Annotated in this window: 15 protein-coding genes; 8 read left to right on the top strand and 7 right to left on the bottom strand. The window is 60.0% G+C overall.

The features are described 5' to 3' along the window. Positions 1-29: 29 nt before the first annotated feature. Positions 30-1,199 (bottom strand): aspartate aminotransferase family protein, encoded by a 1,170-nt coding sequence (locus tag AC07OJ_RS09815; RefSeq protein ID WP_495094455.1) that lies wholly within the window; start codon positions 1,197-1,199, stop codon positions 30-32. A 103-nt stretch (positions 1,200-1,302) separates the two neighbouring features. Between AC07OJ_RS09815 and AC07OJ_RS09810 the strand changes: the two genes are divergently transcribed. Next, entirely contained in the window at positions 1,303-2,208 is a 906-nt protein-coding gene (locus AC07OJ_RS09810) for a LysR family transcriptional regulator (protein ID WP_201143758.1), read from the top strand. Here AC07OJ_RS09810 and AC07OJ_RS09805 read toward each other — a convergent pair. Continuing rightward, positions 2,205-2,828, bottom strand: a complete 624-nt coding sequence (locus tag AC07OJ_RS09805; protein WP_065901880.1) for an HAD family hydrolase — start codon at positions 2,826-2,828, stop codon at positions 2,205-2,207. The genes AC07OJ_RS09810 and AC07OJ_RS09805 overlap by 4 nt on opposite strands. Before the next feature lie 304 nt (positions 2,829-3,132). Here AC07OJ_RS09805 and AC07OJ_RS09800 point away from each other — a divergent pair, with 304 nt between their 5' ends. After that, the gene (locus AC07OJ_RS09800; protein WP_495094454.1) at positions 3,133-4,365 is read left to right on the top strand and encodes an anthrax toxin-like adenylyl cyclase domain-containing protein; all 1,233 of its coding nucleotides are present in this window, start codon (positions 3,133-3,135) and stop codon (positions 4,363-4,365) included. A 56-nt stretch (positions 4,366-4,421) separates the two neighbouring features. Here the strand turns inward: AC07OJ_RS09800 and fabV are convergent, their stop codons facing one another. Beyond that, on the bottom strand, positions 4,422-5,615 hold the full coding sequence (gene fabV, locus AC07OJ_RS09795) for an enoyl-ACP reductase FabV (protein ID WP_120447914.1): 1,194 nt from the start codon (positions 5,613-5,615) through the stop codon (positions 4,422-4,424). Positions 5,616-5,925: 310 nt separating this feature from the next. Between fabV and AC07OJ_RS09790 the strand changes: the two genes are divergently transcribed. Next, positions 5,926-6,750: an aspartyl/asparaginyl beta-hydroxylase domain-containing protein gene (locus tag AC07OJ_RS09790; protein ID WP_495094453.1), complete on the top strand. Its 825-nt coding sequence runs from the start codon at positions 5,926-5,928 to the stop codon at positions 6,748-6,750. A gap of 151 nt (positions 6,751-6,901) precedes the next feature. Continuing rightward, the gene (gene ppnN, locus AC07OJ_RS09785; RefSeq protein ID WP_065901886.1) at positions 6,902-8,275 is read left to right on the top strand and encodes a nucleotide 5'-monophosphate nucleosidase PpnN; all 1,374 of its coding nucleotides are present in this window, start codon (positions 6,902-6,904) and stop codon (positions 8,273-8,275) included. 1 nt (position 8,276) lies between these two features. Here the strand turns inward: ppnN and AC07OJ_RS09780 are convergent, their stop codons facing one another. Beyond that, positions 8,277-8,669 carry a RidA family protein gene (locus AC07OJ_RS09780; protein WP_065901888.1) on the bottom strand — a complete coding sequence of 131 codons (393 nt, stop codon included), beginning with the start codon at positions 8,667-8,669 and terminating at the stop codon, positions 8,277-8,279. Between the two features lie 145 nt (positions 8,670-8,814). Between AC07OJ_RS09780 and AC07OJ_RS09775 the strand changes: the two genes are divergently transcribed. The 3 genes from AC07OJ_RS09775 (at position 8,815) to AC07OJ_RS09765 (ending at position 9,910) form a co-directional block, all read left to right on the top strand. Continuing rightward, the gene (locus AC07OJ_RS09775) at positions 8,815-9,072 is read left to right on the top strand and encodes an AbrB/MazE/SpoVT family DNA-binding domain-containing protein (protein WP_065901893.1); all 258 of its coding nucleotides are present in this window, start codon (positions 8,815-8,817) and stop codon (positions 9,070-9,072) included. Next, positions 9,069-9,464, top strand: coding sequence for a type II toxin-antitoxin system VapC family toxin (locus AC07OJ_RS09770; RefSeq protein WP_065901895.1), 396 nt, complete (start codon positions 9,069-9,071; stop codon positions 9,462-9,464). Before AC07OJ_RS09775 ends, AC07OJ_RS09770 begins: the two co-directional genes overlap by 4 nt. Positions 9,465-9,535: 71 nt before the next feature. After that, on the top strand, positions 9,536-9,910 hold the full coding sequence (locus AC07OJ_RS09765) for a hypothetical protein (RefSeq protein WP_106804800.1): 375 nt from the start codon (positions 9,536-9,538) through the stop codon (positions 9,908-9,910). Between the two features lie 55 nt (positions 9,911-9,965). On the opposite strand, the gene AC07OJ_RS09760 is transcribed toward AC07OJ_RS09765, so the two are convergent. After that, the gene (locus tag AC07OJ_RS09760) at positions 9,966-10,295 is read right to left on the bottom strand and encodes a YXWGXW repeat-containing protein (protein ID WP_157955096.1); all 330 of its coding nucleotides are present in this window, start codon (positions 10,293-10,295) and stop codon (positions 9,966-9,968) included. Between the two features lie 131 nt (positions 10,296-10,426). Continuing rightward, on the bottom strand, positions 10,427-11,326 hold the full coding sequence (locus AC07OJ_RS09755) for a DMT family transporter (protein ID WP_495094452.1): 900 nt from the start codon (positions 11,324-11,326) through the stop codon (positions 10,427-10,429). A gap of 98 nt (positions 11,327-11,424) precedes the next feature. Between AC07OJ_RS09755 and AC07OJ_RS09750 the strand changes: the two genes are divergently transcribed. Beyond that, positions 11,425-12,261, top strand: a complete 837-nt coding sequence (locus AC07OJ_RS09750; protein WP_495094451.1) for a LysR substrate-binding domain-containing protein — start codon at positions 11,425-11,427, stop codon at positions 12,259-12,261. A 71-nt stretch (positions 12,262-12,332) separates the two neighbouring features. Here the strand turns inward: AC07OJ_RS09750 and mqo are convergent, their stop codons facing one another. Beyond that, positions 12,333-13,979 carry a malate dehydrogenase (quinone) gene (gene mqo, locus AC07OJ_RS09745; RefSeq protein WP_201143752.1) on the bottom strand — a complete coding sequence of 549 codons (1,647 nt, stop codon included), beginning with the start codon at positions 13,977-13,979 and terminating at the stop codon, positions 12,333-12,335. Between the last annotated feature and the right edge of the window lie 178 nt (positions 13,980-14,157).

Genomic DNA, 14,157 nt, shown 5'->3' with positions numbered 1-14,157 from the left:
AGCTCGTTCCTACAAGGGCGGATCTCGCTTCAATCCAATAGGCGGCTAATGGCGCGTACGATCATCTCGACTTCCTTGGCGTCCAGCGTCAGCGGCGGCAGCAGGCGAATGACCTTGCCCCGCGTGACATTGATCAGCAGGCCATGCTCCTGGGCCGCCCGCTGCGACAGGTCGCGATACGGGGTCGCCAATTCGATCCCGATCATCAAGCCCTGCCCACGAATCGCCAGCACCTGCGGGTGTTCACTCAACTCCACGCGTAACCGCGCCAGCAAGCGTTCGCCCTGAAGTGCGGCGTTCTGCAACAACCCCTGTTCTTCGATGATATCCAGCACGGTGCAGCCCACCCGGCAGGCCAGTGGATTGCCACCAAACGTGCTGCCGTGACTGCCCGGGGTAAACAGCTGGGCCACCGCGGTTCGGGCCAGGCAGGCGCCGATGGGCACTCCGTTGCCGAGACCTTTGGCCAGGGTCATGACATCGGGCACGATGCCTTCATGCTGGAACGCAAACCAGGCACCAGTGCGGCCGATGCCGGTCTGGATTTCGTCGAGCATCATCAGCCAGCCATGGCGTGTGCAGTGATCACGCAGGGCTTGCAGATAGCCGGCGGGGGCCGGCAGTACGCCACTTTCGCCCTGGATCGGCTCGAGCAGGACCGCCGCGATACGCGCCCCAAACGTCCGGGTGATGGCCTCCAGCGCCGTCAGGTCCCCAAAGCCCACCTTGAGGAAATCCCCCGGTAAACGCTGGAAACCCAAGCGCACCGACGGACCATCGCTCGCGGCCATGGTCCCCAGCGTACGGCCGTGAAAAGCGTTCTCCATCACCACCACCAGCGGCTCTTCAATGCCTTTTTTCCATCCGTGCAACCGCGCCAGCTTCAGCGCTGTCTCGTTGGCTTCGGCGCCGGAGTTGTTGAAGAACGCGCGATCCAGACCTGACAGCTGGGTCAAACGCTCGGCCAGACGTTGCTGCCAGTCGATGCTGTAGAGGTTGGAAGTGTGTAAGAGCAAACCGGCCTGCTCGCTGATGGCCGCCACCAACCTGGGGTGGGAATGCCCGACATTGGTCACTGCCACACCCGCCACCGCGTCCAGGTATTCGCGCCCCTGCTGGTCCCACAGGCGCGTGCCCAGGCCGCGGGTAAAACTCAGGGCCATGGGTTGGTAGGTAGTCATCAGGCAGGCGGCAGTCATGGTGGCGGGCTCCAGTGCATCGTTGAGATGCCTCCAGTATCGTTAGCCATCTGAGCTGGATAAACTGCGCAACTCTGCAATAACTTTAAACCAGGGCTTGATAATGGATCTGTTCCAGGCAATGTCGGTGTACGTGAAAGTGGTGGAGACCGGCAGCATGACGGCCGCCGCGCACGAATGCGGGATGTCGACCACCATGGTCGGCAATCACCTGCGCGCCCTGGAGCAGCGGCTGGGCGTCAGCCTGCTCAAGCGCACCACCCGCAAGCAAAGCCTCACGGAATTTGGCGGCCAGTATTACCAGCGCTGCCTGGAGGTGCTGGGCCTGGTAGCCGACTCCGAGCTACTGGCGGAGCAGGCCCACAGCGAAATCCCCAAAGGCAGCCTGCGCATCACTGCGCCACCGGTGTTCGGCACCGAACGCCTGACGCCCGCCCTGAGCGAGTTTGCCCAACGTTACCCGCAGATCAACCTGTACGTGGTGCTGAGCAACGAGCGCATGGACCTGGTCGACAGCGGCTTCGACGTGGCGATCCGCCTCGGCGAGCTGGAAACTTCCAGCCTGATCGCCAGGCCCCTGCAGGCCTACACCCTCACGCTGTGTGCATCACCTGCGTACCTGGCGCGTCGCGGCACGCCGCAGACACCCGAAGACCTGCAGCAGCACGACTGCCTGGCGTTCGCCTACCCGGCCAGCGACAACTGGCGAGACACCGACAAACTCTGGCGCATGACCGGCGCGGAAGGCGAGGTGGAGGTGCCGGTGTCCGGCTCGTTGACCATCAACAGCTCGCAAGGCTTGCGCCAGGCCGCCGTCAACGGCATGGGCATCATCATGCTGGCCGATGCGCTGGTGCAACCGGACCTGGAGAGCGGCAAGCTGGTGGCCCTGTTACCCGGCTACCAACTGCCCTCGCGCCCCATGCACCTGCTCTACAGACAGGATCGCTACCGCCTGCCCAAACTGCGCGCCTTTGTGGATTTCGCCATGGAAAAATGGGCGCGCTAGAAGCTCACACCCAACTCGCGCAGGCGCGCTGCTGTGCGCTCGGCCGACACATGGTGAATACCCTGCCAGCCCAAGGCGACCGCAGCGTCGATATTGCCGGCAACATCGTCGATAAACACCACTTCACCGGGCTGGATATCCGGCAGATGCGCCCGCACCTGGGCGAGGCTCGCGTGATAAATGGCCGCATCCGGCTTGATCAGCTTCAGCTCTCCCGACACCACGATATCGCGCAGGCGTTGCAGGAACGGATAGTTGGCCCGCGCATAAGGGAAGGTCTCGGCGGACCAGTTGGTGAGCCCGAACAGCGGCATATCGGCGGCATGCAGCGCTTCGAGAATCGCCACGCCTTCTGGCAACGAGCCACGCAGCATCTCGTGCCAACGGGCGTAATAGGCCTGGATCAAAGGTTCGTGTTCGGGGTATTGCTCGACGAGGTGGCGAGTGCCTTCTGCCAGGCTGCGGCCGGCGTCCTGCTCGGTGTTCCAGGCCTGGGTGCAGACAGTGTCGAGAAAGTGTTGCCGCTCGTGATCATCGGCAATCAGCTGGCGGTAGAGGTGCTGCGGGTTCCAGTCGAACAGGACACCGCCGAAATCAAAAACTACTGCACGAATGGTCATGGGGCCTCCCCTTTAGTGTGGCGTGACAGGCACACCAGTCTGGCATGCTGGCATGCTTCTAGAAGAACAAAGAAACGTAGGAATCTTCTGGGAATTTCGCAGTTTACCTACAGATAAACTGCGCCTGCATCCCCGATAATCGCGCTTTGACCTCCCTCGCGCGAGTTTAGGGCATACAAGTAGTCATATTTTTTATTTAGCCCAGGCCAACCGATCTGTTTAGGGTCCGACGTGCAAAGGAGGGAATGCCTCAGCCTGGAAAGGATTATCCAACGGTATGCTGAAACCTCAGTTGGAGCTCCCCATGACAAACGTGATCAACGCCCATTGCTCTGCATCCAGCCGCAATCAGGCGCCCTTGGAGCCCCGCCCTTCCAGTCCGCAGAGTCACGCGCAATCGGCGTTGAATTCAGTGGAAGCGGCGGCAGCACGTGCCCAGGACGGGACCGGAATCCTGTCGGACCACCTGATTCCCTTGCAAAGCCTCGCAACACAGACCAACACCATCATTGGTATCCGCCCGGTGGAATCCGTCGCCACCGGATTGATACGGGAAGGACACCCCACCAAGGACTTCCATATCAAAGGAAAAAGCGCTGACTGGGGGCCGCAGGCGGGTCTGATCTGCGCAGACCAGGCACTTAGCAAGCTCGAGAAGTCTGCAACACTGGCACCGGAGAAAATCGCACGCGCCAACGAGCAAATACAGGCATGCATTCGCGATGGCCATGCAGTAAGCGTCCCACTGGAGATCTCCCGCGCGCGCCTGGATGAATTGCTCGGCCTGGGCAAGCTCTCTGAGCTGACGCTGCCCGACGACGACGGCACTATCCACCTCAAGGCCCTGGGGCCCAGCCAGCAGCAGTATGTATTCGAAGGCAAGCGCGCTTCGTCTTCAGACGAGCGCTATGTCATCAGCCAAGAGGGCAAGCCCGTGCAAGTGCTGGCGAAAAGTCCGGAGGGCAAGGCATTGACGGCAGACTATGACCTGCACACGATCGCGCCCCATATCAGCGACTACGGTCGCCAGGACAGACTCCCCGTACCCGATATCGCTCATAGTGTTTACACAGATCGCATCAACAGCTACAAGCATCGCCACGCCGATGTCGACGACTATCAAGTGCCAGAAGCGTTGCGCGCGGATTTTGAAAGCGCAGGCCACTTTTATAGCAGAGAAGATCCCGACCTCGGTAACGCCACGCCGCGCATCAAGCACATGATCGAGCTCATCAACCAAAAGCTGGTGGGCGATGCAGAGCGAGTGGTCCACCACAACGCGGATTCAGGCAGCCCCGCTGCAGATGTGGCGACCAACTATCCGGCGACTTTTTTTCTGCCGGCCAAATTGGGACAATTCGACGAAATCTGCCTGATCAATAACAGCAAGGAAATGGCAGAACTGGTAAGGACCGCGAAAGACAGCGGCTATCACGTGCCCCTGAATCCGCTGTGGGAAAAAGAAGTGATCAGTGTCAAACGCTCAGGCTTCATCCAAGCGCAGGCGCGCCTGGCGCGAGCCTTTGACCGTAGCTGAGCGCCAGGCGGCAGCCTCGATACTCAGATGATCGAGGCTGCTACCGGTCACTGCGCTTACGCGTTAATGAGGCCGTTGATCTTCACAGTAGGGTTTACATCAGCGTCGTAGTCCACGCCATCGATCTCGAAGCCGAACAAGCGCAGGAATTCAGCCTTGTAGCCGGCAAAATCGCTGATCTCGTTGACATTGTCGTCGGTAACCTGGTTCCACAGGGCTGCTACCGCGTCCTGGACCTTTGGCTCCAACTCGGCCAGGTCGGCACGCAGGCGACCGTCGGCGTCCAGCTTAGGCTCGGCGCCGTACAGGCTGTCCTTGAACAGGCCATAGACCTGCTCGATGCAACCTTCGTGGGTGCCCTGCTCTTTCATCACCTTGAACAGCAACGACAGGTACAGCGGCATGATCGGGATCGCGGAACTGGCCTGGGTGACCACGGCCTTGAGCACCGATACGCGGGCGTCGCCCTTCAGTGCGGCGAGGTTGTCGCGCAGGGTCAGGACTTTCTTGTCGAGGTCTTTCTTGGCTTCGCCGATGGAGCCGTTCCAGTAGATATCCTGGGTCAGCTTCTCACCAAGGTAGGTGAACGCGGTGGTCTTGGCGCCTTCGGCCAGCACGTCGGCGTCACGCAGGGCGTCGATCCACAGCTGCCAGTCTTCGCCACCCATGACTTTCACGGTGCCGTCGATTTCTTCCTGGGTCGCCGGCTCGAGCGTGGTGTCGACCACAACGCCCTTGTCGGTGTTGATCCCGCGCAGGGTTACGGCCTTGCCGATCGGCTTGAGAGTGGAATTGTGCACCACGCCCTGCGGGTCGGTGCGACGTGGCGCGGCCAGGCTGTAGACGACCAGGTCGATCTTGCCCAGGTCTTTCTTGATGGTTTCGATGGTCAGGCGCTTGATCTCGTCGGAAAACGCATCGCCATTGATGCTCTTGGCGTACAGGCCTTTTTCGACGGCAAACTTCTCGAATGCGGCGCTGTTGTACCAGCCGGCAGAGCTGAGCTTGCCTTCTTCGCCTTCTTTTTCAAAAAACACGCCCAGGGTGTCGGCGCCGCAGCCAAACGCAGCACTGATGCGCGCGGCCAGGCCGTAGCCGGTGGAAGCGCCGAGGACCAGCACCTTCTTCGGGCCGCCTTCGATGGCGCCGTGTTGGGTGACGTAGTCGATCTGTTCCTTGACGTTCGCCTCACAGCCAACAGGGTGAGCGGTCACACAGATAAAGCCACGAACCCGCGGTTTGATGATCATAAAATTTCTGCCTCTTCCAAGGTGCCGAAGGCCAATGGTGGCCATTCAACTTCAATCGTACCGGTCTATGACGCCTGAAAAACCGAAGCGTCACGATAGTCGCAAATCTTCCGTTTACAAAATCCAATCCACTCACGCGGGGCAACGGTTAAAAACGGTGTAGAGCCTTCACAATTTTGCACGATTTAAAACGCCTCTCCGGCACTGAACGCCTTATCATGACGTAGTTGTTTCAATATGTTTCAAACCCCCACCACTCGCGGCCACGGATCCGGACCTGTCGAATGGCGTCCTGCTGGAGCTGAGTGTCATGAACAAGTCTGCGTTGCATAAAAAGGCCGTATCGATCGCCTGGGTATTGGGCGTATTGCTGATTATTGCGGTCTTCCCCGAAACCACCCTGGTGTTTCTCGGCCTGGTGCTGGTCTGCGGCATCTACGATTTCCTGCGCAATGGCTTGTATGACGCGCCCACCATCAAGAAATACTTTATCGGCAGCGGTCGTAACACCTGGCTGCTGGCGCCGTTCAACACGCTGTTCGACCTGCTGAGTTCGCGCAACCGTCACGTGTATACGATGGCCGACCTGCCGCCCGCCTGGCGCGCAGACCTGCAGCAGGTGATCAGTGATGCCATGGCTCACAAGGATGAAATCATCGGTTACCTGGATGAACGCATGGCCGAGAAGAAGCGCGGCATGCTGTTTTTCCAATGGTACGGACGGCCGATCGAAACCACGCTGAACATTCCGCAACTGCGGGAGAAGCTGCCGTTCGTGAAGACTGTCGGCGTATCGGTGTTCAACGAAAACCGTTCGACCTCCTTCCACTTCGGCCCGCTGCGCATGATGTTTCGCGTGCTCTACAACATGGCACCGGCGCCCCATCACGACGGCGTCTACATCCAGGTGGGCAAGCACAAGCACTACTGGCACGACGACCCGCTGTTTATCTTCGATGACACGTTGATGCACGCGTCCTTCAACAAGAATGATGCAAAACGCTACTGCCTGTTTATCGATATCGTACGGCCGACTCCGCTGCCTTCAGTATTGAACGCCGTGATCGCGGGGTTTGCCGGGCTGGTCTTTACCCTGCGTCGGGTTTTCTACAAAAACTGGAAGCTGATTCAGTAACTTCTGCGGCATGATGGTGCTGGACGGTGTTTGCACTCGGCGGCATGCCTGAGGTAAATAATCGTCTCGTGCGACCGTTTTCGGCGCCCATCATTCTCAAGCCATCGCGTAGTTCTATCGGGCGCGGTGGCTGTGCTTTCAAGGAATCAGAATGCCCCAACGTCAAGTCATCAATGCCTCCGTCAGCCCCAAGGGCAGCCTCGAAACCCTGTCGCAACGTGAAGTCCAGCAACTGAGCGAAGCCGGTACCGGCAGCATCTACACCCTCTTCCGCCAATGCGCCCTGGCGATCCTCAACACCGGCGCGCACATCGACAACGCCAAGACCATCCTCGACGCCTACAAAGATTTTGAAGTGCGCATCCACCAGCAGGATCGCGGCGTGCGCCTGGAGCTGCTGAACGCACCGGCCGACGCTTTCGTCGATGGCGAGATGATCGCCAGTACCCGCGAGATGCTGTTCAGCGCCCTGCGCGACATCGTCTACACCGAGAACGAGCTGGACAGCCAGCGCATCGACCTGAGCAACTCCCAGGGCATCACCGACTACGTGTTCCACCTGCTGCGCAATGCGCGCACGCTGCGCCCGGGTGTCGAGCCGAAAATCGTGGTGTGCTGGGGCGGGCACTCGATCAATACCGAAGAATACAAATACACCAAGAAAGTCGGCCACGAACTCGGCCTGCGCAGCCTGGACGTGTGCACCGGTTGCGGCCCTGGCGTGATGAAAGGTCCGATGAAAGGCGCGACCATTTCCCACGCCAAACAACGAATTACCGGCGGCCGCTACCTGGGCCTGACCGAGCCGGGCATCATCGCCGCCGAAGCGCCGAACCCGATCGTCAATGAACTGGTGATCCTGCCGGACATCGAGAAGCGCCTGGAAGCGTTCGTGCGTGTCGGCCACGGCATCATCATCTTCCCAGGCGGCGCCGGCACGGCCGAAGAGTTCCTGTACCTGCTGGGCATCCTCATGCACCCGGACAACCGCGACCTGCCGTTCCCGGTCATCCTCACCGGGCCGAAGCACGCCGCGCCGTACCTGCAACAACTGCATGCCTTCGTCGGCGCTACATTGGGCGAGGCCGCACAGGCGCACTACCAGATCATCATCGACGACCCGGCCGAAGTGGCGCGGCAGATGACCGCGGGTCTCAAGGCGGTGAAACAGTTCCGTCGCGAGCGCAATGACGCATTCCATTTCAACTGGCTGCTGAAAATCGACGAAGGTTTCCAGCGCCCGTTCGACCCGACCCACGCCAACATGGCCAGCCTGCAACTGAGCCACGCGCTGCCGCCCCACGAACTCGCCGCCAACTTGCGCCGCGCGTTCTCGGGGATCGTGGCAGGCAACGTCAAGGACAAGGGCATCCGCCTGATCGAGCAGCATGGTCCGTATGAGATCCACGGCGACCCGGCCATCATGAAACCGCTGGACGAGCTATTGCAGGCTTTCGTCGCCCAGCACCGCATGAAGCTACCGGGCGGCGCGGCGTACGTACCGTGCTACCGCGTGGTGCAATGAATTAGCGTTGTACCGCCACACATTTGATTTCCACCAGCAGACCGGGGTGTGCCAGTTCAGACACTCCGATCGTGGTCCAGGCGCAATGCCCGCGTGGGAACAGACGGTTTTTCACCTCGCGAAAAACCGCCATGTGCTGGCTCATGTTGACGTGATAGGTGGTCATGTCCACCACGTCGTCGAAGGTGCAGCCACCCTCCTCCAGAACCTCCCGCAGATTCTCCCAGGCCGCGACGAACTGCGCCTCGGGGTCCTCGATCACCGCCAATGCAGCCGTCCGCCCGACCTGGCCTGCGCAGTACAACGTCTTGCCGACTTTGACCGCCGGCACGTAGCCGGCGCGCTCGACGATGGGGTGCATGGAAGGGGGAATGATGAGAAAGCGGTCGGTCATGGTTTGTATCTCTTTAAACCCTGTGGGCGGGAACAGTTCGGACTAGTGTTTTACCTGTTCCGACTAACCCACACCAGATGAGCGACCTATGGACCAACGGATATTGTCCTCTGTCACTCCTTACCCTAAGGTAAGGAATATAACGATGGAGATCTTCACTATGGCGACCGCCACACTGACCTCGAAAGGTCAAATCACCATTCCTGTCCAAGTCAGGACAGCCCTTGGCCTGGAAACAGGCGACCGGGTCGAGTTTGTTGAAATGGAAAACGGGCAGTTTTCCATCATTGCCGCGAGCCACAGGGTTCAGGACCTCAAGGGCTTGATCCGCAAACCTGCCAAGGCCGTTTCCATCGAGGAGATGAACCAGGCCATCGCAGCACAGGGGGCAAAAGCCGGATGATCGGACTGGATACCAATGTGCTGGTGCGCTACGTCACCCAGGATGATCCGGTTCAATCCGCCAAGGCATCCGAGCTGATCGAATCGCTGACCACCGCCTCGCCCGGCTTTGTCAGCATGGTGTCGATCGTGGAATTGGTGTGGGTACTGCAAAGCTGCTACCAGTCGGCCAAGAGCGATGTGGTGACGGTACTGGAAACCCTGCTACGCACCCGCGAATTGACCGTGGAGCATGGGGAGATCATCTGGCAGGCACTGCGCAAGTTTGTGGCGAACAAGGCCGACTTTGCAGACTGCCTGATCGAACGCTGCGCCCATGCCGCCGGTTGCAAGTACACGGCCACCTTCGACCTCAACGCGATCAAGACAACGGGCATGAAACGCCTGGGCTGAACCGCAGCGTTGCGACTACGGGCGGGCTTTGGTAAAAACCGTTTCTAACCTTGATCGAGAGAAAGACTGACGTGCGCACGTTTCTACTCGCCGCCCTGGCCATCGCCCCGACCCTCGTCCTGGCCGACACCATCACCTGGCCCGACCTGCCGAAGAGCTGCTTTGTCAGCGGCCGCTCCGCCACCAGCATGGATGTCGATACCGGTTGCGCCGCCTTCCTGATCAACGTGAAAGGCCAGGCGGCGGGTACACCGATCAAGCTGGATATTCCCCAGTACGCCATGCATGTGGACGAAGCCACCGGCAAGGAAACCCCGGTGATCCTCATCCAGGCAGAGGAGAATGGCGAGGTCAAGGCGGTGGGTTATAGGGAGTTGGGCACCGATCAATTGGGCGCGGCGCTGTTGCGGGAAGTTCGGCTGCTGGGTACCCAGAAGCCGATTTAAGGTTTTTTGCAGGCGCAAGCTTGCGCCTGCAAAAACGCTACCGATTCAGCCGGGGTCAGCGAACCCAACCACCCGCCTGCCAGTGATACCCATCATTGCGCTGCACCCAATGCGGATGCACATAGCGATAACCTTCGCGCACCGGCTCCCAATGGCCGTGCACCGCGACGTAGCGCCCACCTTCCCAACGCCAGTAACCGCGTGACCAGATGTAGCCGTAGCGAACCGGCGGCTCGACTTCAATCACTTGCACCGGCGGCGGTTGCGGCGCGACGACTTCGACATACTCACGTTGCACCGGCCTGCGCTCATGCACAACGCGTTCTTGCACACACCCGGATGCCGCGACGACCATGGCCGCCAGTGCCGCATAACGTAGCCACATAAACAATCCTCGGGCGCTGGCGCCCAGTACCTGCATCGCTGAAAAATGCCCCCTTGTTGCAGCCACGCTCCTGCTTGGCCCTGGGTACTTTTTAACAGGAGGTGTCTGTCAGCTTGCTGAACCCACAGCCCTCAAGCGCTGCACGCGACGGTCGGTCGTTTCAGGCGCACCAAAAGCAGCCCGGCGGCGACCACAGCAATGCCGGCGTAGGTCGGCGCATGGATCACGTCGCCAAACATCAGTGCCGCCCACACCAGGGTGACCGGTGGCTCCAGATAGACCAGCGCGGCCACGTGGGTCGCGGTCATCACGCGCAGCAGCATCCACAGGCTCAAATAGGCGACGAAGGTCGAGAACACGGTGAGCCAGACGATTGAGATCAACACGTCAGGGTCGTGGGGAATACTCAGCGTGTCGGTGTAGAGCACGGCGCCGGTAAAGCCGATCAAGGTCAGCAGCGACTGGATGAACAGCGGCAACACCAACCCAGCGTCGGTTTTTTGCACCGTGCGGCGCTCATACAGGGTCGCCAGCGTCAGCCCCAGTGCCGCGGCGAGTGGCAACACGTACATGACCCAGCCGACGCTGCCCGCATCACTGCCATGCTGCCCAGCTATCACAATGGAAACGCCAGCGAAGCTGATCATCAGGCCGATCCACTGCCAGCCCCCACTGCGCTCGGTAGCGCTGCCGGTCGACAATGCCGCCGTCATCAACGGCTGCAACGCGGCGATGATCGCCGCGATGCCGGGCGGCAAGCCATTCTGAATCGCGACATAGAGACAACTCAGATACAGGAACTGCGAGAGAAACCCGATCACGGCGTAATGGCGAACCTGTGCCCACGAGATCCGCAGTAACCTCACATTGAGGAACAGTCCCAGGCACACCGAGACCAACAGGAAACGCCAGAACAGCAAGTTGAACGCACCACTACCCTGCGTGCCCAATTTGGCGCCGATATAGCCTGAGCTCCACGACAGCACGAACGCCACCTGCAATAGCAGCCGCTTTAAGGTTGATCGCGTCATGAAGCCTCCGGTCAGTGCACGTTGACTGAAAGGCTAAGGGCCACGCATGATTCTGTATATTTGAATAACCCGCACTACCAATCCGTAATAGTGGAATCATGGCCAGACAATTGAATATCGACTTGTTACGCACCTTCCACGCCGTGGCGCGCTTTCGGCGCTTCAACGAGGCGGCCGAACATGTGCACCGCAGCGCGTCGACCGTGACCACGCAGATTCAAAAACTCGAAGACCAAGTCGGCCAACGCCTGTTCAGCCGCAGCAACCAGGGTGTGGAACTGACGCTGTACGGCCTGAAACTCCTCGGCGAAACCACCGAATTTCTCAAGAGCCACGACCGCCTGCTGATCACGCTGATGCCCCAGCGCATGCAGGGCAAAATCCGCCTGGGCATTCCCGACACCTACGCACCGGCATTCATGCAGGAATTCCTGCCCGACTTGATCGCCGACAACCCGCTGCTCGAACTGGAAGTAGAAGCACGTACCAGTGGTGAATTGCTGAATTTATTCATGGCAAACCAGCTGGACCTGGCCATTACCGTGAGCGCACAACCGCTGGCACAGGGTGAACGCCTGGGGTCGGTTCAACCGTTGTGGGTTGCGGCCGAGGGCTTTAGCTGTGCGTCGAATGCGGCACTGCCGATCACCGTGCCTGTCGCCGGCTGCCCCTACCGCGCGGCGGCCTTGCAGGCGTTGAAGGATCACGGGGTTTACCACCGTGTGTTGCTGGAGAGCCCCAACTCATCAGCGGTTGAAGCCTGTGTGCGCAGTGGCGTGGCGGTAGGCCTGATGGAAAAAAGTCGCATGGGCGAAGGGTTGAAACACATGACGGAACTGCCGCCGCTGTCGGCGCAGCACCTGTACCTCCTCAGCGATACCGGCAATGCATTGGCGTTGCACCTGCACGAGCAGGTCAGGCACTTCAAGGTGTAGACACTGCGCACAAAAAAGCCCGCTGACCGTTACCGGTTCAGCGGGCTTTTTACACAGGCTCGGTACTCGGCTTACAGCGCCAGGTCAGAAGCCGGCTTGCTCGGCTCAGCCGCAGGCTTGGCAGCCTCGGTGGCCGTTGGAGCGGTGAGCTGCGGAATCGCAGGCGGTGGGGTCAGTTGCAGGATACCGGCGGTGTACGCCCATTCCTTGGCAACAGCCTCAGGACTGTCGTTCAGCTTGGTGCCGTAGCTCGGTACGATCTGGTGCAGTTTTTCCTGCCACTCAGGGGTCGCGACCTTGTCCTTAAACACTTTCTGCAGCACGGTCAGCATGATCGGAGCCGCGGTGGACGCGCCTGGCGATGCACCCAACAGGCCTGCGATGGTGTTGTCGGCGGAGCTGACCACTTCGGTACCGAGTTTCAGGACGCCGCCCTGCTCTTCGTCACGCTTGATGATCTGCACGCGCTGACCGGCTTGCCACAGGCGCCAGTCTTCTTTCTTGGCGTTCGGGAAGTACTCTTTCAGCGCGTTGTAGCGGTCGTCATCCGACAGCATCAGTTGGCCGGCAAGGTACTCGACCAGTGGGTATTCGCGAATACCGACTTTGGTCATTGGCCAGATGTTGTGGGTGGTGGTGCTGGTCAGCAGGTCCAGATACGAGCCTTCTTTCAGGAACTTGGTCGAGAAGGTCGCGAATGGGCCAAACAGGATTACGCGCTTGCCATCAAGCACGCGGGTGTCCAGGTGCGGAACCGACATCGGTGGCGCGCCAACCGAAGCCTTGCCGTAGGCCTTGGCCAGGTGCTGTTCGGCGATGGCTGGGTTATCAGTCACCAGGAACGAACCACCCACTGGGAAGCCGGCGTATTCCTTGGCTTCCGGGATGCCCGACTTCTGCAGCAGGTGCAAGGCACCGCCGCCAGCGCCGATGAACACGAACTTGGCGTCGGTTTCAGTCTTGGTGCCGTCTTTCAGGTTTTTGTAGCTGACGCGCCACGAACCGTCGGCGTTCTTGGTGATGTCCTGCACTTCGCTCGACAGTTTCAGATCAAACTTCGGCGTGGTTTGCAGGTGAGCGACGAACTGGCGGGTGATCTCGCCGAAGTTCACGTCGGTACCGATCGGGGTCCAGGTGGCCGCGATTTTCTGGTTCGGGTCACGCCCTTCCATCATCAGCGGAACCCACTTGGCGATCTGCGCCGGGTCTTCGGAGTACTGCATGCCGGCGAACAGCGGGCTGGCTTTCAGTGCTTCGTAACGCTTCTTGAGGAACTTGATGTTGTCATCGCCCCACACAAAGCTCATGTGCGGCGTGGAGTTGATGAACGAACGCGGGTTCTTCAGCACGCCCTGCTGGACCTGCCAGGACCAGAACTGACGGGAGATCTGGAACGCTTCGTTGATTTCGACCGCTTTAGGGATCTCAACGTTGCCGTTCTTGTCTTCGGGGGTGTAGTTCAGCTCAGCCAGGGCCGAGTGACCGGTACCGGCGTTGTTCCAGCCGTTGGAGCTTTCTTCGGCCACGCCGTCGAGGCGCTCGACCATTTCCATCGACCAGTCCGGCTGCAGCTCATTGAGCCATACACCCAGGGTCGCACTCATGATGCCGCCGCCGATCAGCAGCACATCGACTTTCTTTGCCTCTTCCGCGTGAACGGACGTTATCCCCAGCGACAAAGCCAGCCCCAGCAGGGCAGTGTTTACTTTTTTAAACATCAGTAGCACCTATGATAAAACGCCATCCGCCCTGCCGATCCGGATCATGGGCACCCCTCAATCACGCTGCGCCAGGCAACGCATCGCGGGGTGTGCACATTCATTCGGGGACCGCAGGGTGGGCACACAAGGCCGACGTGTCGACCTCACTTTTATGTCCCTTCTGCGCTGACTTCTT

It is taken from the genome of Pseudomonas sp. GW821-FHT09C08 (genome assembly GCF_059418125.1).
This window is presented reverse-complemented; position numbering and strand designations above follow the sequence as displayed.